This is a genomic window from Brachybacterium sp. GCM10030268 (assembly GCF_042666305.1).
Taxonomy (GTDB): domain Bacteria; phylum Actinomycetota; class Actinomycetes; order Actinomycetales; family Dermabacteraceae; genus Brachybacterium.
Genome location: NZ_JBHTCW010000001.1, coordinates 22629 through 43941, shown reverse-complemented (window position 1 = coordinate 43941; position 21313 = coordinate 22629). Strand labels below are relative to the sequence as shown.

21 protein-coding genes are annotated in these 21313 nt (G+C 71.1%); 15 read left to right on the top strand and 6 right to left on the bottom strand.

Annotation, left to right across the window (positions count from 1 at the left end; translation table 11 throughout):
• Positions 1–31: 31 nt before the first annotated feature.
• On the bottom strand, positions 32–544 hold the full coding sequence (locus ACFQRD_RS00225) for an inorganic diphosphatase (protein ID WP_377019215.1): 513 nt from the start codon (positions 542–544) through the stop codon (positions 32–34).
• Positions 545–611: 67 nt separating this feature from the next.
• On the opposite strand from ACFQRD_RS00225, the gene ACFQRD_RS00220 reads away from it, so the two are divergent.
• The 15 genes from ACFQRD_RS00220 to ACFQRD_RS00150 all read left to right on the top strand — a co-directional run bounded on the left by ACFQRD_RS00220 (position 612) and on the right by ACFQRD_RS00150 (position 15368).
• Positions 612–2021, top strand: a complete 1410-nt coding sequence (locus ACFQRD_RS00220) for a D-alanyl-D-alanine carboxypeptidase/D-alanyl-D-alanine-endopeptidase (protein WP_377019216.1) — start codon at positions 612–614, stop codon at positions 2019–2021.
• Entirely contained in the window at positions 2021–3115 is a 1095-nt protein-coding gene (gene tilS, locus ACFQRD_RS00215) for a tRNA lysidine(34) synthetase TilS (protein WP_377019217.1), read from the top strand. Before ACFQRD_RS00220 ends, tilS begins: the two co-directional genes overlap by 1 nt.
• A gap of 41 nt (positions 3116–3156) precedes the next feature.
• The gene (gene hpt, locus ACFQRD_RS00210; protein WP_377019218.1) at positions 3157–3711 is read left to right on the top strand and encodes a hypoxanthine phosphoribosyltransferase; all 555 of its coding nucleotides are present in this window, start codon (positions 3157–3159) and stop codon (positions 3709–3711) included.
• A gap of 1 nt (position 3712) precedes the next feature.
• On the top strand, positions 3713–5848 hold the full coding sequence (gene ftsH / locus ACFQRD_RS00205; RefSeq protein WP_377019219.1) for an ATP-dependent zinc metalloprotease FtsH: 2136 nt from the start codon (positions 3713–3715) through the stop codon (positions 5846–5848).
• Position 5849: 1 nt separating this feature from the next.
• Positions 5850–6416 (top strand): GTP cyclohydrolase I FolE, encoded by a 567-nt coding sequence (gene folE, locus ACFQRD_RS00200; RefSeq protein WP_377019220.1) that lies wholly within the window; start codon positions 5850–5852, stop codon positions 6414–6416.
• A 3-nt stretch (positions 6417–6419) separates the two neighbouring features.
• Entirely contained in the window at positions 6420–7295 is an 876-nt protein-coding gene (gene folP, locus ACFQRD_RS00195; protein ID WP_377019221.1) for a dihydropteroate synthase, read from the top strand.
• A complete protein-coding gene (gene folK, locus ACFQRD_RS00190) occupies positions 7292–8245 on the top strand; it encodes a 2-amino-4-hydroxy-6-hydroxymethyldihydropteridine diphosphokinase (RefSeq protein WP_377019223.1) in 954 nt (317 codons plus the stop codon). The genes folP and folK overlap by 4 nt, the downstream gene beginning before the upstream one ends.
• Positions 8242–8748, top strand: a complete 507-nt coding sequence (locus ACFQRD_RS00185) for a DUF3180 domain-containing protein (RefSeq protein ID WP_377019224.1) — start codon at positions 8242–8244, stop codon at positions 8746–8748. Before folK ends, ACFQRD_RS00185 begins: the two co-directional genes overlap by 4 nt.
• Positions 8749–8924: 176 nt before the next feature.
• Positions 8925–9572 (top strand): PH domain-containing protein, encoded by a 648-nt coding sequence (locus ACFQRD_RS00180; RefSeq protein ID WP_377803246.1) that lies wholly within the window; start codon positions 8925–8927, stop codon positions 9570–9572.
• Positions 9569–11257: a PH domain-containing protein gene (locus ACFQRD_RS00175; RefSeq protein ID WP_377019226.1), complete on the top strand. Its 1689-nt coding sequence runs from the start codon at positions 9569–9571 to the stop codon at positions 11255–11257. The genes ACFQRD_RS00180 and ACFQRD_RS00175 overlap by 4 nt, the downstream gene beginning before the upstream one ends.
• On the top strand, positions 11254–12177 hold the full coding sequence (locus tag ACFQRD_RS00170) for a Rossmann-like and DUF2520 domain-containing protein (protein ID WP_377019228.1): 924 nt from the start codon (positions 11254–11256) through the stop codon (positions 12175–12177). The genes ACFQRD_RS00175 and ACFQRD_RS00170 overlap by 4 nt, the downstream gene beginning before the upstream one ends.
• A 147-nt stretch (positions 12178–12324) precedes the next feature.
• Positions 12325–13182, top strand: a complete 858-nt coding sequence (gene panC, locus ACFQRD_RS00165; protein ID WP_377019229.1) for a pantoate--beta-alanine ligase — start codon at positions 12325–12327, stop codon at positions 13180–13182.
• A 43-nt stretch (positions 13183–13225) separates the two neighbouring features.
• Positions 13226–14734 carry a lysine--tRNA ligase gene (gene lysS / locus ACFQRD_RS00160; protein ID WP_377019230.1) on the top strand — a complete coding sequence of 503 codons (1509 nt, stop codon included), beginning with the start codon at positions 13226–13228 and terminating at the stop codon, positions 14732–14734.
• A 1-nt stretch (position 14735) separates the two neighbouring features.
• Positions 14736–14903 carry a hypothetical protein gene (locus ACFQRD_RS00155; protein ID WP_377019232.1) on the top strand — a complete coding sequence of 56 codons (168 nt, stop codon included), beginning with the start codon at positions 14736–14738 and terminating at the stop codon, positions 14901–14903.
• A gap of 129 nt (positions 14904–15032) precedes the next feature.
• Positions 15033–15368, top strand: coding sequence for an Lsr2 family protein (locus tag ACFQRD_RS00150; RefSeq protein WP_377019233.1), 336 nt, complete (start codon positions 15033–15035; stop codon positions 15366–15368).
• Positions 15369–15480: 112 nt separating this feature from the next.
• On the opposite strand, the gene ACFQRD_RS00145 is transcribed toward ACFQRD_RS00150, so the two are convergent.
• The 5 genes from ACFQRD_RS00145 to ACFQRD_RS00125 all read right to left on the bottom strand — a co-directional run bounded on the left by ACFQRD_RS00145 (position 15481) and on the right by ACFQRD_RS00125 (position 21250).
• Positions 15481–16452, bottom strand: a complete 972-nt coding sequence (locus ACFQRD_RS00145) for an aldose 1-epimerase family protein (RefSeq protein ID WP_377019234.1) — start codon at positions 16450–16452, stop codon at positions 15481–15483.
• Positions 16449–17216, bottom strand: coding sequence for a lactate utilization protein C (locus ACFQRD_RS00140; protein WP_377019235.1), 768 nt, complete (start codon positions 17214–17216; stop codon positions 16449–16451). The genes ACFQRD_RS00145 and ACFQRD_RS00140 overlap by 4 nt, the downstream gene beginning before the upstream one ends.
• Positions 17213–18823 (bottom strand): LutB/LldF family L-lactate oxidation iron-sulfur protein, encoded by a 1611-nt coding sequence (locus ACFQRD_RS00135; protein ID WP_377019237.1) that lies wholly within the window; start codon positions 18821–18823, stop codon positions 17213–17215. Before ACFQRD_RS00135 ends, ACFQRD_RS00140 begins: the two co-directional genes overlap by 4 nt.
• Positions 18820–19605, bottom strand: coding sequence for a (Fe-S)-binding protein (locus tag ACFQRD_RS00130; protein ID WP_377019238.1), 786 nt, complete (start codon positions 19603–19605; stop codon positions 18820–18822). The genes ACFQRD_RS00135 and ACFQRD_RS00130 overlap by 4 nt, the downstream gene beginning before the upstream one ends.
• A gap of 160 nt (positions 19606–19765) precedes the next feature.
• Entirely contained in the window at positions 19766–21250 is a 1485-nt protein-coding gene (locus tag ACFQRD_RS00125; protein ID WP_377019239.1) for a malate:quinone oxidoreductase, read from the bottom strand.
• Between the last annotated feature and the right edge of the window lie 63 nt (positions 21251–21313).

The following is a 21313-nucleotide window of genomic DNA, read 5'->3' as shown; positions in this document are numbered from 1 at the left end:
GCCTCCGGCGGGGCCGCGGCCCCGCGCGGGCTCAGACCTCGCGGGTGAACTCGTTGGCGTGCTCGGTGCCGGCGGCCCGCTGGTAGGACTGGCGGATCTCCGCCTCGGCGTCGCTGCGCCCCTCCCAGTGGGCGCCCTCGACGCTCTTGCCGGGCTCGAGGTCCTTGTAGACCTCGAAGAAGTGCTGGATCTCCAGCCGGTGGAACTCCGAGACGTCGGTCAGCTCCTGGCGCCGCACCTGACGGCGGTCGCCGACGGGCACCGCGATGATCTTGTCATCGCCGCCGGCCTCGTCGCGCATGCGGAACATGCCCAGCGCGCGGCAGCGGATCAGGCACCCGGGAAAGGTCGGCTCCTCGAGCAGGACCAGACAGTCCAGCGGGTCGCCGTCCTCACCGAGGGTTCCCTCGATGAAGCCGTAATCGTCGGGATACCGGGTGGCGGTGAACAGCATCCGATCCAGACGGATACGCCCATTGTGGTGGTCCACTTCGTACTTGTTCCGGTTCCCGCGAGGGATCTCGATGGTCACGTCGAATTCCACGACAGCCGCTCCGTTGCTCCGGCCCTGGGGGCACTGGTTCTGACCTGGACACCATATCGTGGTGACCATGGTGGCGAGAGTATCGGAGCGAGTCTGGCGCGCGACGGCGATGGTGCTGTGCGCCGCCGTCCCCGGGAGCTTCTACCTTCTCGGTGATCTGACCGACGCCTTCCCGGGCGTGCTGACCCTCGAGACGTCGCAGGAGGGCCCCGGGACCGGGCCTGCCGCGCAGGCGGAGGACTGGGAGCGCGTCTCCGCGGACGCGCCGAGCCCTGCCGTCGCCCCCTCTCCCGACCCGGAAGCGGCGGCCGACCTGGAACAGCGCATGTCCGCCCATGCCGAGGACCCCGTCGTGGCAGGCGGGCTGGCCTTCAGCGTGACCGACGCGGAGACCGGCGAGACCATCGCCGCGCGCGACGCCGACACGGCCCGGATCCCCGCGTCCACCCTGAAGCTCCTCACCGCGGCCGCGGTGCTGCGCGTGTATGACGGCGACGAGGTGCTGACCACTCGGGCGGTCGTGACCGAGGGGACGATCACCCTCCAGGGCGGCGGTGACATGACTCTCACGGACGCGGACCTGCGCGACCTGGCCGGTCAGGCCGCGGCGCTCGCCCGCGAGCAGGGCACCGAGCAGGTCACCGTGAACCTCGACGACAACTACCTCACCGGCGGTCGGAACCCGGCCTGGGGAAACAACGGCCCCTCCGGCGGCTGGGTGACGCCGACGGCCACCCTCGCCCTGGACGAGGGGTGGCTCGACGGGGAGCAGTACGGTCCCAAGTCCACCGACCCGGCGGGCGACGCCGCGCTGCGGTTCTCGGAGCTGTTGGGCGAGGAGGGCATCGAGGTGGACGGCGAGATCACCGCGGCCGACGCTCCCGCGGACGCCCCGTCGGTCGAGGTCCACTCCGAGCCGTTGTCGCAGATCGTCCGTCACACGCTGCAGATCTCCGACAACACCACTGCTGAGCTGCTGGCCCACCTGGTCGCGGACGCGCGCGGCGAGGAGACCACCCCCGAGGGCGCCGCCGCCGCCGTGGAGGCGGAGATCCGTGATCTCGCCGCCGAGCTCGGCGTGCCCGACGAGGACCTGGATGCGCTGGACATCCGCGACGGATCGGGGCTCTCGCGGCAGAACCGGGTCCCGCCCGCCCTGCTCGCGGCGGTGCTCGGCGAGACCGCCTCCGGGGACGTCCCGACCCTGGAGCAGCTGCTGTTCGACGTGCCGATCGCCGGGCTCAGCGGCACCCTCGCCGACCGGTTCGACGCGGACTCGGCACGCGACGCCGACGGCCTCGTGCGCGGCAAGACCGGCTATCTCGGGGGAGCGGCGACGCTCGCCGGCGTGGTCGCGCTGCCGGACGGGCGCGCCGCCGGCTACTCCATCGTCGTGCACGGCTTCGACGGCGCCGATGCCGCTGCGGCCCGGGCGGCGGTCGACGACATCGCCGCCGAGATGGTTCGGGCCGACTGATGCCGGGACCCCCGCCCGTCGTCGCCCGCGCCCGCACCGCCGTGCGGGCGGCCCTGACCTCCCGGCTCGAGCAGCTCGCCGACGACACCGCGGCCGGCCGCCTCTCTCCTCGTCTGGTGGTGGGCCTCAGCGGCGGAGCCGACTCCCTCGCGCTGCTGGCCACCACGGTGTGGGTGGGCTCGCGGATGGGTCTGGAGACGGAGGCGGCGATCGTCGACCACGGCCTCCAGGCGGAATCCGGCCGCGTCGCCGAGCGCGCCCGCACCCAGGCCGAGCGACTCGGCGCCACCGCCCACGTGCTCCAGGCCCAGGTGCCCACCGACGCTGCCGGAGGTCTCGAGAACGCCGCACGGGACGCTCGCCGCGCCGCCCTGGAGACCCTCCTCGAGGATCGCGGAGGTCTCGCGCTCCTGCTCGGACACACGCTCGACGACCAGGCGGAGCAGGTGCTGATGGCCCTGGCGCGCGGCGCCGGTCCGAGAGCGCTGGCCGGCATCCCGCGCTCCCGCGACGGCCTGCTGCGGCCTTTCCTCGGCACCGGCCGCGACGAGACCACCGCGCTGCGCCGCGCGGACACCGAGGAGATCTGCCGTCTCCACGATCTCCAGTGGTGGCAGGACCCGATGAATGCGGACGAGTCGATGCTGCGCGCACGGGTCCGCCATCGGGCGCTGCCCCTGCTGCGGGAGATCCTCGGCGAGCAGATCGACGAGAACCTCGCCCGCAGCGCCGACCTCGTGCGCCCCGACGCCGACCATCTCGACGCCGAGGCCGCGGAACTGCTCGACTCGCTGCGCCGGGACGGCTCCCCGGCCCGCGAGGAGGGTGACCTGCTCCTGCTCGACGTCCACGCCCTGGCTGCGACCGCGGCCCCGCTGCGGACCCGCGTCCTGCGCGATGGGTCACTTTCCGCCCAGAGCGCAGCGCGCCCGCCCGGAGCTCCCGGGCCGACGAAGTCCCTGCTGCGGCGCCAGGTGCTCGCCATCGACGCCCTGGTGGTCTCATGGCACGGTCAGGCGGCTGTACCCGTACCGGGTAGGATCGAAGTCGCTCGTCGCGACGGCCTGCTGGTGTGGCGCCGTTCGGATCCGTGAGCCCCGACGGGCGACCTACCACATCCACGGAGGAGACCCGCGTGCCCTTGACGCACCACCACCCTGATGTCGACCGGGTGCTGCTGGACGAGCAGCAGATCCGCGACCGGCTCGCCGAGATCGGAGAGCAGATCGCCGCGGACTACGCGGAGGAACCACCGATCCTCGTGGGCGTGCTCAAAGGCGCGGTGATGGTCATGGCAGATCTCGCGCGCTCGATCGATCTCACCGTGGAGATGGACTGGATGGCGGTCTCCTCCTACGGCTCGGGCACCAAGTCCTCCGGCGTCGTGCGGATCCTCAAGGACCTCTCCGCCGACATCTCCGGTCGCAACGTGCTCATCGTCGAGGACATCATCGATTCGGGCCTGACGCTGAAGTGGCTGCTGTCCAACCTGCGTTCGCGCGGCCCCCGGAGCGTCGAGATCTGCACCCTGCTGCGCAAGCCGGACGCCGCGCGGGTGGAGATCGACGTCCGGTACGTCGGGTTCGAGATCCCCAACGAGTTCGTCGTCGGCTACGGACTCGATTACGCGGAGGTCTACCGGAACCTCCCTTACGTGGGCGTGCTCAAGCGCTCGGTCTACGAGGACTGACATGGCGGATTCGGCCACCAAGAACAAGAAGCGCAGGCCCTTCACCGGGGTCGCGATCTGGATCATCGTCGCGCTGCTGCTGGGCATGGTGCTGTTCTCGCTCTTCGGGCGCGACGGCTATCAGCAGATCGACACCGAGCAGGGGCTCGAGCTGCTCGAGGGAGGCACCGTCGAGCAGGCCAAGATCATCGACGGCAACCAGCAGCGGGTCGACCTGGTGCTGACCGAGGACTTCGTCGACGGCGAGGAGAACAAGGGCACCCAGGTCCGGTTCAGCTACGTCGACGCCCGCGGCGACGCCGTCGTGCAGGCGGTCGAGGACGCCGCACCCGAGCAGGGCTACACCGACGAGATCGCCAGCAGCTCCTGGTGGTCGACGCTGCTGCTGTCCTTCCTCCCGCTGCTGATCTTCATCGGGCTGTTCTGGTTCCTGATCATGAACGCCCAGGGCGGCGGCGGCCGGGCCATGCAGTTCGGCAAGTCCAAGGCCAAGCTGTTCTCGAAGGAATCCCCCAAGGTCACCTTCGCGGACGTCGCCGGCGCCGAGGAGGCGGTCGAGGAGCTCGACGAGATCAAGCAGTTCCTCGTCGAACCCGACAAGTACCAGGCGGTGGGAGCCAAGATCCCCAAGGGCGTGCTGCTGTACGGCCCGCCCGGCACCGGCAAGACCCTGCTGGCCCGGGCCGTGGCCGGCGAGGCCAGCGTCCCGTTCTACTCGATCTCCGGCTCGGACTTCGTGGAGATGTTCGTCGGCGTCGGCGCCAGCCGTGTGCGCGACCTGTTCTCGACGGCGAAGGAGAACGCCCCCGCGATCATCTTCGTCGACGAGATCGATGCCGTGGGGCGCCATCGTGGCGCCGGCATGGGCGGCGGCCACGACGAGCGCGAGCAGACCCTGAACCAGATGCTGGTGGAGATGGACGGGTTCGACGAGAACCAGAACGTCATTCTCATCGCCGCCACCAACCGTGTGGACATCCTGGATCCGGCCCTGCTGCGTCCGGGCCGCTTCGATCGTCAGATCGCTGTGGAGGCGCCCGACATGAAGGGCCGCCTGCACATCCTCGGTGTGCACGCCAAGGGGAAGCCGTTGGCGCACGACGTCGACCTCGAGGCCATCGCCAAGCGCACCATCGGCATGTCCGGCGCGGACCTGGCCAACGTGCTCAACGAGGCCGCGCTGCTGACTGCCCGGTCGGGCAACCAGATCATCGACAACCGAGCCCTGGACGAGGCGGTCGATCGCGTCTCGATGGGCCCGCAGCGCTACTCGAAGGTCATGAACGACCGTGAGCGGCAGATGACCGCGTATCACGAGGGCGGCCACGCCCTGGTCGCCGCGGCGATGAACAACTCGGCGCCGGTCACCAAGGTGACCATCCTGCCGCGTGGCCGGGCCGGCGGCTACACCATGGTCGTGCCCACCCAGGACCGCAACTACCAGTCCCGCAACGAGCTGCTGGACCGCCTCGCCTATGCGATGGGCGGATACGCCGTCGAGGAGAGCATCTTCCACGACGTCACCACCGGACCCGGCTCGGACCTCGACAACGCCACCAAGATCGCGCGGACCATGGTCATGCAGCTCGGCATGAGCCGGTCGGTGGGGCAGGTGGCCCTGGCCGGCGAGCAGGACGAGGTCTTCGTCGGCATGCAGCAGGGTCAGGCTCCGCGCTTCAGCGCCGACACCGCGCGCCTCATCGATCAGGAGGTCCGGGCGCTGCTGGACAACGCCCTGGACGAGGCCTGGGCGGTGATCGTCGACAACCGGCACGTCCTCGACCGGCTGGTGGCCGAGCTGCTCGAGAAGGAGACCCTGGGCGAGCAGGAGCTGGCCGAGATTTTCGCCCAGGTCAAGAAGCGGCCGCTGCGCGAGGTCTGGCAGTCCAGCGACGACCGGCCGTCCCTCGAGGCGCCCCGGGTCGGGGCGAGCACCACCGCCACGGGCGCGGAGGACTCCGACGCCGGCGAGCCGCTCCAGCCCAATCCGCCCGAACTGCCGCACCCCGGCGGCGACGGCCCGGAGATCCCCGGCGCACCGCATCGTGAGGCCCCCGGCGGGACCGGCGGGACCGGCGAGGGCTACCGCTACGGCGAGGGCCACGGCTACGGTGACGGGAACGAGACGAGGGGCTGAGATGGCGGTCGACCATGCCCGCCTCCAGGCGGCGGTCCGCGAGATCCTCGCGGCCATCGGCGAGGATCCCGACCGGGCCGGTCTGCAGGACACCCCCGCCCGGGTCGCGCGCATGTACGAGGAGGTCTTCGACGGCCTCGACCGCGACCCCCACGAGCCGCTGGCGACCACGTTCGACATCCAGCACCAGGAGCTGGTGCTGGTGCGCGACATCGGCTTCCACTCGATGTGCGAGCACCATCTGCTGCCGTTCGTCGGCGTCGCCCACGTCGGCTACATCCCGGACGGGGCCGTGGTCACCGGACTGAGCAAGCTCGCCCGGCTGGTGGACGTGTATGCCCGTCGCCCCCAGGTCCAGGAGCGGCTCACCTTCCAGATCGCCGACGCGCTGATGGACGAGCTCGGCGCGGGCGGCGCGATCGTGGTGATCGAGGCGGAGCACATGTGCATGTCCATGCGCGGTGTGCGCGCCGAGGGTGCCCGTACCGTGACCAGCGCCGTGCGCGGCATGCTCCGTGACAGCCCCAGCACCCGCGCCGAGGCCATGAGCCTCATCAACCGGAGCTGACTCATGAGCACCCGGACCCGACCGCGCAGCGGCCGACTGCGGCCCGACGGCCTTCCTGAGCGCCTCACGGGTGACGACACCCTGGTGATGGGCGTTCTGAATGTCACTCCGGACTCCTTCTCCGACGGGGGCGAGCACGACAGCGCTCCCGACGCGATCGCCCACGGGCGGCTGCTCGCAGCGCAGGGAGCCTCCATCATCGACGTCGGCGGTGAATCCACCCGCCCGGGGGCGCCCCGGGTCGAGGAGGACGAGGAGCTGCGGCGCGTGCTGCCCGTGGTGAGCGAGCTGGCCCGCGAGGGCATCGTCGTCAGCGTGGACACCATGCGCGCCTCCGTGGCGGCCGCGAGCATCGAGGCCGGCGCCCTGATCGTCAACGACGTCTCCGCCGGCCGCGCCGACGTCGACATGGGCGCGGAGGCGGCCCGGCTGCGGACCCGGCTCGGCACTCCGCCGGTGTTCGTGGCCATGCACTGGCGAGGGCACAGCGACGTGATGACCGAGCTGACCGAGTACGAGGATGTGGCCCGTGACAGCGCCGCGGAGCTCGAGGACCGACTGGACGCACTGCGGGCCGCGGGGGTCGAGGACCGGTTCCTGGTGGCCGATCCCGGCCTCGGCTTCGCCAAGACGGGCGAGCAGAACTGGGAGGTGCTGGCGAGGTGGGAGCACATCGCCTCCCACCGGCTGCCGCTGCTCATCGGTGCCTCGCGCAAACGATTCGTCAGCTCCCTCGGCGTCGACCGTGACGCCGCCACCGCCGCCATCAGCGCCTACAGCGCGGAGCACGGGGCCTGGGCCGTCCGGGTCCACGACGTCCCGCCCAACCTCGCCGCCGTCCGCGTCGGCGACCGTCTGCGCCGGAGCGCCGGCCGATGACCCCCGAGTCCCCCGTGCCGCGCGAGCCCGGTGCACCGGACGTCACGAGGGCGCCCCGGCGCGCGCCGGGACGACTGGACCGCATCGAGGTCACGGAAATCCGAGCGTGGGGGCGGCACGGCGTGCTCGCCGCGGAGACGGAGCTCGGACAGCAGTTCGTGGCGGATGTGACCCTCCATCTCTCCACCGCCCCGGCAGGCCGCGCCGACGACCTCGCCCGCACCGTGAACTACGCGGGGATCGCCCTGGCCGTCCATGAGGAGATCAGCACCGGCGCCCACAAGCTGATCGAGACCCTCGCCGAGCGCATCGCCGATCGGATCCTCACCGGCGAGGGCGCACCGTGGGTGCGCCGGGTGGCCGTGACCGTGCACAAGCCCTCGGCCCCCGTCGGCCTGCCCGTCGGCGACGTGGCCGTGAGCATCGAGCGCGACGCCGCGCCCATCGAGGCGGTGCTCGCCCTGGGCTCCAACCTCGGCGACCGGGCCGCTCATCTCGAGCGCGCCCTGTCGGTGCTCGCCGAGGCGGAGGGGATCGAGGTGGAGTGGACCGGGCCCGTGCTGGAGACGGACCCCGTCGGCGGACCCGACGGCCAGGGCGCCTACCTGAACACGGCTGTCGGCGTGAGCACCGTGCTGGGGCCCTTCGATCTGCTCGAAGCGGCACGCCGGACCGAGCAGGATGCCCATCGCCAGCGGGCGGTCCGGTGGGGGCCGCGCACCCTGGACGTCGACCTGATCACCTATGGCGACCATCGCCTCGACGATGCCGAGCTCAGCCTGCCTCACCCGCGCGCCCACGCGCGCGCCTTCGTGCTCGCCCCCTGGCACGCCGCCCGGCCCACCGCCGAGCTGCCCGGCCACGGCCGGATCGCGGACCTCCTGGCCCGCGCCGGGGACCGCGACGGTCTGCGGCCGGGCCCTGCCGTGACAGGATTCGATCGTCCGTGAGGCCGCTGAACATCCCGGTCCTGGTGCTGATCTTCGTCGTCGGCGCAGGCTTCGGCGCCCAGATGCTGGAGACCCTCGCCAGCCGCGGCCACTCGCTCCCGATCGCCGGCTGGCTGACCACGCTGGTCCTGGTGGCGCTGTCGACCGTGCTGCTGGTCTACGGGATCCCGCTGCGCCGCTACATGCTCGAGAGCGAGGAGCGCCGGCTGCATCCCACCCTGGCTCCACGCCGATTCCAGATCGACCTGCCCACCGCCTTCCGCACCGTGCTCCTGGCCCGGGCCTGCGCCTACACCGGCGCCGTGGTCGGCGGGATCTTCACCGGCCAGGCGCTCTTCCTGATCATCACCGGCACGGGCGATCCACTCGCAGCCATCCTGCCCACCGCTGCGGCCGCCGTGGCCGGGATCGTGCTCGGCGTGCTGGGAGTGATCGTCGAGCGCTGGGGCCAGCTGCCCCCGGAGGACGGCGACAGCGCGGCGGGCGCCGAAGCAGGACACTGAGCCCATCGGGCCCCGGGTGATGCCGACGGCGCCGAGGGCCCGCCCTGGACGGTGCCCGATCCGGACGAGGCCCGACCTGGACGACGCCCGACCCGGACGACTCCCGACCATCGACGGTCCGATCTCCCACCCGCGTCGGAGCGCCGAAAGGGCCCTGAGGTGACACGATGGATCCCATGACCTTCCCATCCGAGGAATCCGGGCCCGGCACCGCTCCGGCATCACCCGCCCCGGCAGCGCACGGAGGCCGTGCCGCCGTGTCGCCGGACGTCCCCGCCGAGCCCGCGATCCCCGCCGGCCCCGCGAGTGCCGACCGGCCGGCGATCCCCGACGAGCCCGACGGCCTGCTCGGGGCCGGGGCACTGCGCCCTGTCTCCGAGAAGCTGATCCGAGCGCGCTACGTCGCCGGCATCGTCGGCTACGTCATCTGGCTGCTGATGATCGCCGCGGCGATCGTCGGCACGGTGCTGACGGGCTGGTGGTGGATCGCCGCCCTCGGAGTCGCGCCCCTGATCCTGCTCCTCCAGAGCCTGATCCTCACTCCACGCCGGGTCCGGGCCATCGGATACCTGGACGCGGAGGAGGACCTCACCATCGCCGCGGGCGTCATGTTCCGCTCGGTCCAGACCATCCCCTACGGCCGGGTGCAGTCGGCGAAGATCGACGAGGGCCCGGTGGACCGCCGCTACGGCCTCGCCAAGCTGACCGTGACCACGGCGGCCGGGGCCTCCAGCGTCACGCTGCCCGGCCTGCCGAAGGAGGAGGCGGAGCGACTGCGGGAGCTGCTGACCGACCGCGGCATCGAGAACATGGCGGCGCTGTGAGCGAGACGGAGCCGACCGCCCCCGACGCCGCCGCACCGGCCGCCGAGCGTCGCCGTACCCACCCGATCACGCCCCTGGTCACCGGATGGAAGATCATCATCGGGCTGGTCGCCGTGGTCTCGGCGCAGAACGTCGCCCGCCTCATCGACGACTTCACCCTGACCCGAGCCCTCATCGGCCTGGCCGTGCTCGCCGGGGTGATCGTGATCTCGATCGTCCTGTCCGCCCTGGTGTGGTGGTTCACCACCTACGCCGTCGACGAGGACGGTGTCTCGCTGCACAAGGGGCTGATCAGCCGTTCGCGGGAGTACGCCCCACGGGCCCGCATCGAGTCGGTCTCCGTCGAGCGGCCGCTGCTGGCCCGTCTGCTGGGACTGGCCAAGGTGCGCATCGAGGTCGCCGGCGGGGGAGAGTCCTACCTCGACATCGAATACGTGCGATCCGCCGATGCCGAGGAGCTGCGCACACGGATCCTGGGCGTCGCCTCCGGTGCGCCGGGGCCGGCGGGGTCGGCAGGGACCGTCGAGGGCGCCTCCGCGCAGGAGGTCCGAGACGGGGACCATCGCGCGCCCGGGACGCCCGGTGACGTGATCGAGGGTGTCGGGGAGCCCGTGGGAACAGCATCCGGCGACGGCACCGGCGAGCACGGCAGCACAGCCACGGGTGGCGCCGCTGCGGCCGGGGGACGGCTGCAGCGGGTGCTCTACGACGGTGTCACCGACGGCGAGCTGATCGCGCAGATCCCCACGGGGCGCCTGGTGCGGTCCCTGCTGCGCGACCTCGGCTTCCTCATCGGCGCCGTGATGACCCTCGTCGGCGTCAGCCTCGCGGCCATCATGGTGATCTGGCAGGAAGGAGTGTCCCCGGCCGTGCTCATCCCTCTGGCCCCGGCCTTCATCGCCGTGCCGCGGTACGTGTTCGGCCGCATCGAATCCGGCTGGGGATTCGTCTCCCGCATCACCGACCGCGGGCTGCGGATGCGGCGCGGCCTGGCGAACACGCGGACGGACAACATCGCCTCCGGGCGGATCCAGCGGTTCGAACTGCGCCGGCCGCTGCTGTGGCGCGGGCCCGACTGGACGGCTGTGTCCGTGACCGTCGCCGGCATCGAGGACGACGACGTCAACGGCGCCCAGAGCGCGCTGCCCGTCGGCACCCGCGAGGAGCTCCAGGCCACCCTGGGCCACCTGGCCGCGCCGCTGGGAACCGCCGACGATCTCGCCGTCCTCGAGCGCCTGCTCACGGCCCCGGCCCGGCGCATCGAGGGGATGCGCACCCCGGTCGGGCTGTACTGGATCGACCGCCGCACCAGTGTCAGCGTGCTGCTGCCGGGGGCGCTCGTCCACCGCAGCGGCATCCTGACCAAGAAGCTCGAGATCGTGCCCCGCGAACGGATCCAGGAGCTCTCCCTCCAGGACGGTCCGATCGGACGCCGGCTCGGAGTCCTCGACCTCAAGGTCGGCATCGCCGGCAGCACCCTGACCCTCGGCGCCCTCTTGCGCCGAGACGCGCTCGCGCTGCACAGCGTGCTCGCCCGCGATGCCGCGACCCTGCGCCGGTACCGCGACCGCGAGCACTGGCCCCGGCCGGCGCTCGGGATGGCCGCCGCGAGCTCGACGGTCCCGTCGGCGGAGACCTCGGCGCCGTCCGCCGCGTCGTCCCCGTTGCCTCAGGAGGAACGATGAGCGCACCCCGGCTCGGCATCGGCGTGATCGGCGCCGGACGGGTGGGAGCCGTGATGGGCGCCGCGCTGCGTGCCGAGGGCCACGCCATCACGGGCGCCTACGCCGTCTCCGACGCCTCCCGCACGCGCGCCGAGGACCTGCTGCCCGGCGTGCCGCTGCTGGACGTTCCCGCCATCGTCGAACGCAGCGAGATGCTGCTGCTGGCCGTCCCCGACGACCAGCTGGGCCCGCTCGCCGCCGGCATCGCCTCCACCGGTCTCGCGCCCGGCGGACAGCTGGTGGTGCACACCTCCGGTCGGTACGGCACCGGCGTCCTCGCCCCGCTGGCCGACGCCGGCAGCGCGACGCTGGCCATCCACCCCGCCATGACCTTCACCGGTACCTCGGCGGATCTGTCGCGACTGGTCGGCTGCCCCATGGCCATCACCGCCGCGCCGACGTTCCTGCCGGTGGCAGGGGCGCTCGTGGTCGAGCTCGGGGGAGAGGCCGTAGTGCTCAAGGAGGGCGATCGCCCGCTCTATCACGCCTCACTCGCCCACGCCTCGAACCATCTGGTGGTGCTCGTCGACCAGGCCCGGGAGATCCTCGCCGGCCTCGGGATCGAGAACCCGGGCGCCTATCTGCGACCGCTGCTGGAGGCCGCCCTCGACGAGTCCCTGCGCCGCGGCGCCAAGGCCCTGACGGGCCCGGTGATGCGGGGCGATATCGGGACGGTGGCCGCGCACCTGGGAGCGCTCGACGACGTCGACCGGTCCTCCGGCGGGGCGGACCCCTCGGGCGTCACGAGCCGGCGTGGTGACGTCGGAGCGACCTACCGCGCCCTCGCGGTCGCGGCTCTGGCCCGGGCGGGGCTCCCGGACCGGACCCGGCAGCAGGTGCGCGAGCTGCTCGAGGATCACGGGCCCGCCGATGATGCGTGAGCCGCGGTCCCGACGCGTCCCGAGACGCCACGGGGCCAGGGCTCCGCAGATCGGGGGACCCCTCGAGGCAGGAGAGGGCATGTCGCCGCGCACGGCGGGCACGTGCTCGAGACAGGACACAGCACACGGCATGACACAGGAGACGGCATGAGTTCGCAGACACCTCCCACCACGGCGCTGGTCACCACCAAGGCCGAACTCCGTACGCGACGCGCGGCGATGGGGGGAACGGTCGCGGCGGTGCTGACCATGGGCGCGCTCCACGAGGGCCATCTCGCCCTGGTCTCCCGTGCCCGTGAGGTCGCCGACCACGTGATCCTCACGGACTTCGTCAACCCTCTCCAGTTCGGCCCGGGGGAGGACTACGAGGCCTACCCGCGGGATCTCGACGCCGACCTCGCCGTCGTGGACGGACTCGTCGATCTCGTCTTCGCCCCGAGCGTGCAGGAGATGTACCCGGTCCTGCCGCCGACGGTCTCGGTGACCGCGGGGCGCGCCGGCACCATCCTCGAGGGCGCGGCCCGCCCCGGCCACTTCGACGGCGTCGTCACCGTCGTCGCCAAGCTGCTGCAGCTGACCGACCCGCACGTCTCGGTGTTCGGCCGCAAGGACGCACAGCAGCTCGCGATCATCCAGCGCCTGGTCGCCGATCTCGACCTCCCGGTGCGGATCGAGCCCGTCGAGATCCAGCGGGAACCCTCCGGACTGGCCCGCTCCAGCCGCAACGCCTACCTCTCCGAGGCCGGGCGCGACCGGGCGCTGGCGCTCTCCCGCACGGTCGCCGCCGCGGACGCGGCAGGCGGATCGGTCGCGGGGATCCGCCGCGCGCTGGGGGAGGCCCTCGCACGCGCAGAGGTCGAATGGGCCTACGCGCTCGCCCTGGATCCCGCCACGCTCGAGGAGATCGGCCCGGACCACCGCGGCGACGTCCTCGTGGTGGTGGCCGCCCGGGTCGAGGGCACGCGGCTGCTGGACGCCGCTGTGGTGGTCGCGACAGCACCCTGACGAGGCGGGCACATCCTCGGGCAGTGATGAGAGAATCGCCCTCATGAGCGAGAATCCCCCTGCCCTCGATGCGACGGACCACTCCGACCAGGTAGCGGTCCGCAAATCCAAGCGGGAGCGCCTGCTGGCGCGCGGGGAGGACGCCTACCCGGTCGGAGTGCCGGTGACCGCCACGATCGCCGCCGTCCGCGAGGAGTACGGCCATCTGGAGGCCGGACAGGAGACCGAGGACGTCGTCGGCGTCGCCGGCCGCGTCGTGTTCCAGCGCAACACCGGCAAGCTCGCCTTCGTCACCATCCAGGACGGCGCCGGGCAGCGATTGCAGATCATGGCCTCCCTCGCGGTGCTCGGCGAGCAGCGTCTGGCCGATCTGAAGGCCGACGTGGACCTCGGCGACCACGTCTTCTTCCACGGCCGGGTGGGCGCCTCCCGCCGCGGTGAGCTCAGCGTGTTCGCGGACAGCTGGCAGATGGCGGCCAAGGCTGTGCGGCCTCTGCCGGTGCTGCACGCGGAGCCCTCCGAGGAGCAGCGGGTGCGTCGGCGCTACGTCGACCTCATCGTGCGCCAGCAGGCACGGGACACCGTGCGTCGCCGCGCCGAGGTGATGCACTCGCTGCGCACCTCGTTCCACGAGCGCGACTTCGTGGAGATCGAGACGCCCATGCTGCAGGTGATCCCCTCCGGCGCCGCGGCGCGGCCGTTCGTCACCCACATGAACGCGTTCGATCTGGATCTCTATCTGCGGATCGCCCCGGAGCTGTATCTCAAGCGCGCGGCCGTCGGCGGTCTCGAGCGGGTCTTCGAGATCAATCGCAACTTCCGCAATGAAGGGGCAGATTCCACCCATTCGCCCGAGTTCGCGATGCTCGAGGCGTACCAGGCGTACGGGGATTACGACTCCATCGGGGACCTCACCCGGACACTTGTCCAGGAAGCCGCTGAACGAGCCACCGGCTCCCAGGTCGTCACTCTCGCCGACGGCACCGAGTACGACTTCTCCGGAGAATGGGCGAAGATCACCGTGTACGGCTCGCTCTCGGAATCCCTCGGCGAGGAGATCACCCCCGAGACGGACACGGAACGGCTCCGCGGGATCGCACGGTCCCTCGATCTCGATCTCGATCATCCCAAGTTCGGGCACGGCAAGCTCGTCGAGGAACTCTTCGAGCACCGTGTGGGCGACCATCTCCACGAGCCGACCTTCGTCCGTGATTTCCCGGTCGAGACCAGCCCGCTGGTGCGCGAGCACCGCACGACGCCCGGCGTGGTCGAGAAGTGGGACCTGTACGTGCGCGGCTTCGAGCTGGGCACCGGGTACTCGGAGCTCGTCGACCCGGTGATCCAGCGCGAACGGTTCGCCCAGCAGGCCGCGCTCGCTGCCCAGGGCGACGACGAGGCGATGCGCCTGGACGAGGACTTCCTGGAAGCGATGGAATACGCGCTGCCGCCGACGGGCGGAATGGGTATGGGCCTCGATCGCCTGCTCATGGCCCTGACGGGGCTCGGCATCCGGGAGACCATCCTGTTCCCGCTCGTGAAACCGGAGGCCTGAGATGGACGGCGGATTCTGGTACGAAGCCGGTTCGCTGCTGCCGCCGATCGGTGCGGGGCTGCTCTTCTGGTTCGCGCTGCGGGCGATTATGCGGGCCGATCGACGCGAACGCGAGGCCGAGCGCCGGGCGGAACAGGATTACCGCGAACTCCACCGCGGGGATGAATAGCGTCACCGTTGTCCACAAATCTCCGTGATCGGATTGATATATGGGCGCGCGGACTGGATACTGGAACCAGCGTGCGACATCATCCCGAGGTCGCAAATGAAGCAGACCCGACCAACAAGGGAGACCCCCATGGCAAGGAAGACCTATGTCGAGCTCGTCGATGATGTCGATGGAGCGACCGCGAGCGAGACGGTGAGCTTCGCCCTCGACGGCGTCGCCTACGAGATCGACCTGTCCGAGCAGAACGCCCGCACGTTCCGCGACGAGCTCGGCACCTGGGTCGAGAAGGCCCGTCGCGTCGGCGGCCGCCGCACCCGGGGCGGTTCGAGCTCCTCCCGCTCCAGCAGCTCGAACGATTCCTCGCGCATCCGCCAGTGGGCCCGCGAGGCCGGCTACGAGGTCCCGGATCGCGGCCGCATCTCGGGCACCATCCGCAAGGCGTACGAGGATGCCCACTCCAACTGATACGGCACCCGCCCGGGTCGCTGGAACCCGGTGAGAGAAGGACCCGTCGCCCTCAGGGCGACGGGTCCTTCTCATGCTCGCCGCAGCATGTGCCTGTCCCGACCGGGCGTACTCACCAGCCCCGGATCGACCACGAGGCCGAGAACTCCTGGTCCGGACTCAGACGCACCACGTCGACGCCGCTGCGGAACGCGTCGGGCGGGCAGGTCATCGGCTCGACCGCGAGCCCGACCCGGTTGTTCTCCGGTTCCGGACGATCGGCGGTGTGCACCTGCAGCCAACCGCACTCCTCGCCCGCCGTCAGCTCGACGCCGGTTCCGCCGGGCGCGGAGACACTGACGCGCAGCCGGCCGTCGGCGTCGCGGCCGAGGTCGGTGAAGGCATGGTCGATGAACAGGTCGCCGATGACCCGCGGAGCGCGGAAGTCGAACTCGCTGCCGTCGGCGACGGGCGCCGTACCGGTGGGCAGCAGCCGGTCCTCGGTGACGGTGAGAACCGTCTCCGCCTCGAAGTGCAGCGACCACGTATCCAGCGGCTCCGGGCCGGCGACGAGATAGGGGTGCGGGCATACGCCGTACGGAGCATCGGCGTGGCCGATGTTGCGTGCGGTCACGGTGGTGGTCAGTCCCGTCTCGGCGTCGAGTGCGTGGCGGACGGTCAGCAGCAGATGGAACGGGTAGCCCGTGGACGGGAACAGCTCGCCGCGCAGGATGACCTCGTCCTCCGCGACGGTCGCGGCAGTGAAGGGGTGGAAGGCGATCAGTCCGTGCAGGGCGTTGCCGCGTTCGGGCTCGGTGAGGGCGGCTTGGATCTCCTGGCCGTCCCAGGTGTATTTCCCGTCCCCGATCCGGTTCGGCCAGGGGGCGACGATCCCGCCCCGGAAGTGCTGCATCGGCCCCTGCTCGGGGTTGCGCACCAGGAGGTCGCGTCCCTCGATGCTCAGCGACTCGACGATCGCTCCCACCGTGGAGACCTGCGCCTGGTAGGTGCCGGCGCTGAGGGTGAAGAGGTCGCCGCGGTCGCGGGGCGCATTCTGCGGGGGGATGCCGGTGCCGGCGGGGGTCTCGGCCACGGGATCGCTCATGCTGTCTTCTCCTGATCGTTCCGGGACTCGGTCTCGGTCTCGTTCTCGGGCTCTGGTTCGGGTTCTGGTTCCGGTTCGATGAGGACGACCTCGAGGCGGCGGGGGCCATGGACTCCTTCGACCCGGTCCAGCTCGATGTCGCTGGTGGCACTGGGGCCGGAGACCATGGTCCAGGCGGCACGCGGATCGGTGTTCATGCGTTCGATGCCCTTGGGCACTCCGAGCACCACCTGCTCCGCCTCGACCACCACGACATGGTGGTCGGGGATCAGCGTGACCGCGCGGCGCCCGCCGAGCTCGTCGGCGCGCAGCACGATCGTGCCGGTCAGGGCGATCGACGTGTGGCAGCCGGTGAGCACGGCGTCGATCGCGTCGAGCTCGTGCGGCGAGGCGCTGCCGTCGTCGAGGAGGACCGCAGTGCCCAGCTCCCGGGTCCAGCTCTCCGGTACCCCGGGCGGTGCGATGACCTGCCTGGCCTCGCCGACGGCCTCGGCGATGACGGCGGGCGCCCCGGCTGCGGTCGTGCGGTGGACGATCGCGGTGTAGTCCTCGAGGCGCTGGACCAGCACGTCGCGGATCTTGGCCGGGTCGGTGGAGACCTCCTGCTTGTCATCGGCGCGCTGATACGCGCGAGGGACGTCCTCGGCATCGGTGACCTCGTCCCGGCGGGGGACCGCCAGGGCGGAGCGGACCCGGGCCAGGATCTCCTCCTTGGCGCTCATCCCGCGCGTGCGCACGGGACGCTCGTCGGCCCAGGCGTTCATGCTCGCTCCTCGCCCTCGGTGCCGGTCTGCGACGTCTGCCCGGCTCCGCCGGGTTCCTCGGCGTCTCCGTCGCCGGCGGCTCCATCGGCCGTCCGTGACGCCGTCTCCTTCTGGTGCTCGTCCCACCAGCTGCGGAAGGACTTCCCGGGCTTGGGCAGGTCGCGGTGATCGGTCCAGCCCGGCATCAGGGGAACGATGCCGGGCAGCTTGCCGATGTTGGCGCCGGGCATCAGCTTGGTCAGCGGTCCGGCCGAGCGCACGGCGGCGTCGTACGCCCGCGGGGAGGACATCAGGGCACCGGCTCCCTTCATCGCCACGTCCCAGGTGCCCCGGAACTGGCCCTTCGTATCGCGGCGCTGGTCGACGTCCTCCGCCCGCAGATGCACGAGGATCTTGGGGATGTCGATCTTGACGGGGCACACGTCGTAGCAGGCCCCGCAGAGGCTCGAGGCGTAGGGGAGCGAGGTGCTGGGATCGTCCGCGTCGCCCATCCCGGTCATCTGCGGCGAGAGGATCGCCCCGATCGGACCGGGGTACGTCGACCCGTAGGCGTGGCCGCCCGAGCGGGCGTAGACGGGGCACACGTTCAAGCATGCGGAGCAGCGGATGCAGTGCAGGGCGCTGCGGCCCTCCGGGTCCTCGAGCACGGCGCTGCGGCCGTTGTCCAGCAGCACCAGGTGGAACTCCTCGGGTCCGTCTCCCTCGGTGACCCCGGTGAACAGGGTCGTGTACGGGTTCATCCGTTCCCCGGTGGAGGATCGGGGCAGCAGCTGCAGGAACACCTCGAGGTCCTCGAAGGTGGGCACGATCTTCTCGATGCCCACCACGGAGATGAGGGTCTTGGGCAGGGTCAGGCACATGCGCCCGTTGCCCTCGGACTCGACGACGACCATGGTGCCGGTCTCGGCGACGGCGAAGTTCGCGCCGGAGATCGCCACCGAGCCGGGCATGTCCAGGAACTTCTCCCGCAGGAAGCGGCGGGATGCCTCGGCCAGCTCGGCCGGGTCGTCGGTGATGGACTCGTCCAGGTCCGGCATCGCCTCGAGGAAGATCTCGCGGATCTGTGCGCGGTTGCGGTGGATCGCCGGGACCAGGATGTGACTGGGGGTGTCACCGGCCACCTGCACGATGAGCTCGGCGAGATCGGATTCGATGGCGCGGATCCCGGCGTGCTCGAGGGTCTCGTTCAGGCCGATCTCCTGGGTGGCCATCGACTTGACCTTGAGCACCTCCTCGGCGCCGCGCTCGAGGGCGAGAGAGGTGACGATCTCTCCGGCCTCGTCGGCGTCGCGGGCCCAATGGACCACCCCGCCCGCAGCGGTCACGGACTCCTCGAGCTGCTCGAGCAGCTCCGGGAGATGATCGGTGACCTGCCACTTCAGGGCGCTGCCGGCGTCCCGCAGCTTCTGCCAGTCGCGCACCTCCCGCACCGCCGCGGCGCGCTTGGTGGTGATGGTGGAGGTGGCGTGGCGGAGGTTCCCCCGCAGGGTCTCGTCGGCGAGGTCGTCCCGGGCCGCGGCAGGGAAGGAGCGATCACCGCGCAGGTTCGAGGACGGTGAGGCGTGCTGCGGGCGGACGGACGGAATCCCCAGATCGACGGTGCTCATGAAGCCCTCCCCAGAATGGTCTCGGACGGGATGAAGGGATCCTCCCGGGTGGAGGCGAGGATCTGTGCGAGGTGGATCGCCCGCGGCGCGGCGTCGGTGCGGCGGAGCTTGCCGCCGATGTTCATCAGGCAGGAGGCGTCCCCCGCGACGACGTACTCCGCACCCGTGGAGACGACATTGGCGGCCTTGTCGGTGACCATCGCGTCGGAGGTGGCGTCGTTCTTCACCGAGAAGGTGCCGCCGAAGCCGCAGCAGGTGTCGGACTCGGGAAGGTTCTTCACCTCGATGCCCTCGACCGCGCGCAGCAGCTTCAGCGGGCGCGGGCCCACCTTGAGGAAGCGCATCGAGTGGCAGGTGGGGTGGTAAGTGACGCTGTGGGGGAAGTAGGCGCCGACGTCGGTCACCTTGAGCACGTCCACCAGCAGCTGGGAGAGCTCATAGGTCTTCGCCGCCACGGCCTGGACGCGCTGTTCGAGCTCGTCGTCCTCCTCGTGCTGGGCGACCAGCTGGTGCTGCTCGCGCACGCAGCCCGCGCAGGAGCCGGACGGCATCACGATCGCGTCGATGGAGTCCAGGGCGGGTTCGAAGGTGTCCACGAAGCTGCGCACCACCGGCGCCGCCTCCGAGTAGTACCCGGAGTTGGTGTGCATCTGGCCGCAGCAGGTCTGGCGCTTGTCGAAGACCACCTCGTGCCCCAGCCGTTCGAGCAGGAGCACGGTGGAGCGGGCGACGTCGGGGGTCATCACATCCACCAGGCACGTGGTCATGAGTGATATGCGCATCCGGCGTCCTTCTTCCTTCGTCGTCTCGCGCCCGTCGGACCGCGGGTTCGCGCCTTCGGAGTTCGTGGGTTCTCGAATGGTGGGTTCGTGCGTCGTGTTCGTGCATCTGCGGTGCCGGCGGCCGTCCCGGGGTTCATCGGGCCGGTCCCCGGCGCCGCTGTCAGGGGTGCTCGAGGCCCAGGGAGGCCGCCGTGCGCTCCAGCGTCCGGTGCGCCGTCTCGGGGTCGTCCGAGAGTTTCGTGCCCCAGCTCGGGACCATCTGGGTGATGGTCGGGCGCCAGGCGTCGATGCGGTCGGGGTACATGCGCTCGAGGACGTTCAGCATGATGCTGGTGGCGGTCGACGCCCCCGGGGACGCGCCGAGCATGCCGCCGATGGACCCGTCGGCGGCGGTGATCAGCTGAGTGCCGAACTGGAGGACGCCGTGCTTGTCGCGGTCCGGTGCGATCACCTGGACCCGCTGTCCGGCGGTGACCTCCTCCCAGTCCGACTCCCGCGCCGAGGGCATGTACTCCCGCAGCGCCTCGAACCGCTGGTGACGGGTGGCCACGAGCTGGGAGGCGAGGTACATCATCAGATCCAGGTTCGGCGGGGCCACCGCCATCATCTGCGTGACGTTGGAGGGCTTGATCGACGCGAACAGGTCCGTGTACCGGCCGGACTTCAGGAACTTCGGGGACCAGCCGGCGTAGGGACCGAACATCAGTGAGCGCTGCCCTGCGACGTACCGGGTATCGAGGTGGGGGACGCTCATCGGCGGGGCGCCGACGGCGGCCTTGCCGTACACCTTGGCCTCGTGACGGTCGATGATCTCGGGATCGGTGCAGCGCAGCCACTGCCCGGAGATGGGGAACCCGCCGAAGCCGCGGATCTCGTCGATCCCGGACTTCTGCAGCAGCGGCAGCGCGTTGCCGCCGGCGCCGACGAAGACGCGGGGTGCGCGCACCACGCGGATCGTCCCGTCGGCCGTATCGCGGACCATGACGCCCCAGTCCTCACCCAACCGGCGCAGGTCGATGACCTCGGAACCGGTCGAGACGGTGGTGCCGACGCGTCCGGCGAAGTCCAGCAGCTGACGGCTCAGGGCGCCGAAGTCGACGTCGGTGCCGTCGGGGGAGTAGGTCGCGGCGATGGTCTCGGTGACCGGGCGGCCCTGCGAGACCAGTGGTGCCCACTCGGCCAGCTGGGCGTGCTCGGTGGTGAACTCCATGCGGTCGAACAGGGGGCTGGCGACCAGGGCCTCGTGGCGGCGGCGGAGATAGTCGACATTGTCGAGACCGTGCACGAAGCTCATGTGCGGCACGGAGTGGATGAAGTCCGACGGGTCGCCGATACGGTCGTTCTCGACCAGGTGGGCCCAGAACTGGCGGGAGACCTGGAACTGCTCGTTGATGGAGATCGCCTTGGCCGGGCTGACCGAGCCGTCCACGTCCTGCGGGGTGTAGTTCAGCTCGCAGAGCGCACTGTGGCCGGTGCCGGCGTTGTTCCAGGCGTCGCTGGACTCCGCCCCGAGGGTGTCCAGCTTCTCGAGGACCACGAGGTCCCACTCGGGCTCCAGCTCGGTGAGCATCGCGGCGAGGGTGGCACTGGCGACGCCACCGCCGATCAGCACCACGTCCGCACGGGTCACATCCAGGTCAGCCATGTCTCTCCGTTCCAGCTCGCACGGGGCCGCCCGACGGCGTGCGGCGCGATCACTCGCGCGACA

What these genes read in the sequence shown, in the direction of transcription:
- ACFQRD_RS00220 (WP_377019216.1), top strand. Translation starts at nt 612, where the DNA reads ATGGTGGCGAGAGTATCGGAGCGAGTCTGGCGCGCGACGGCGATGGTG.
- tilS (WP_377019217.1), top strand. Translation starts at nt 2,021, where the DNA reads ATGCCGGGACCCCCGCCCGTCGTCGCCCGCGCCCGCACCGCCGTGCGG.
- ftsH (WP_377019219.1), top strand. Translation starts at nt 3,713, where the DNA reads ATGGCGGATTCGGCCACCAAGAACAAGAAGCGCAGGCCCTTCACCGGG.
- folE (WP_377019220.1), top strand. Translation starts at nt 5,850, where the DNA reads ATGGCGGTCGACCATGCCCGCCTCCAGGCGGCGGTCCGCGAGATCCTC.
- folP (WP_377019221.1), top strand. Translation starts at nt 6,420, where the DNA reads ATGAGCACCCGGACCCGACCGCGCAGCGGCCGACTGCGGCCCGACGGC.
- folK (WP_377019223.1), top strand. Translation starts at nt 7,292, where the DNA reads ATGACCCCCGAGTCCCCCGTGCCGCGCGAGCCCGGTGCACCGGACGTC.
- ACFQRD_RS00180 (WP_377803246.1), top strand. Translation starts at nt 8,925, where the DNA reads ATGACCTTCCCATCCGAGGAATCCGGGCCCGGCACCGCTCCGGCATCA.
- ACFQRD_RS00170 (WP_377019228.1), top strand. Translation starts at nt 11,254, where the DNA reads ATGAGCGCACCCCGGCTCGGCATCGGCGTGATCGGCGCCGGACGGGTG.
- panC (WP_377019229.1), top strand. Translation starts at nt 12,325, where the DNA reads ATGAGTTCGCAGACACCTCCCACCACGGCGCTGGTCACCACCAAGGCC.
- lysS (WP_377019230.1), top strand. Translation starts at nt 13,226, where the DNA reads ATGAGCGAGAATCCCCCTGCCCTCGATGCGACGGACCACTCCGACCAG.
- ACFQRD_RS00155 (WP_377019232.1), top strand. Translation starts at nt 14,736, where the DNA reads ATGGACGGCGGATTCTGGTACGAAGCCGGTTCGCTGCTGCCGCCGATC.
- ACFQRD_RS00150 (WP_377019233.1), top strand. Translation starts at nt 15,033, where the DNA reads ATGGCAAGGAAGACCTATGTCGAGCTCGTCGATGATGTCGATGGAGCG.
- ACFQRD_RS00145 (WP_377019234.1), bottom strand. Translation starts at nt 16,452, where the DNA reads ATGAGCGATCCCGTGGCCGAGACCCCCGCCGGCACCGGCATCCCCCCG.
- ACFQRD_RS00140 (WP_377019235.1), bottom strand. Translation starts at nt 17,216, where the DNA reads ATGAACGCCTGGGCCGACGAGCGTCCCGTGCGCACGCGCGGGATGAGC.
- ACFQRD_RS00135 (WP_377019237.1), bottom strand. Translation starts at nt 18,823, where the DNA reads ATGAGCACCGTCGATCTGGGGATTCCGTCCGTCCGCCCGCAGCACGCC.
- ACFQRD_RS00130 (WP_377019238.1), bottom strand. Translation starts at nt 19,605, where the DNA reads ATGCGCATATCACTCATGACCACGTGCCTGGTGGATGTGATGACCCCC.
- ACFQRD_RS00125 (WP_377019239.1), bottom strand. Translation starts at nt 21,250, where the DNA reads ATGGCTGACCTGGATGTGACCCGTGCGGACGTGGTGCTGATCGGCGGT.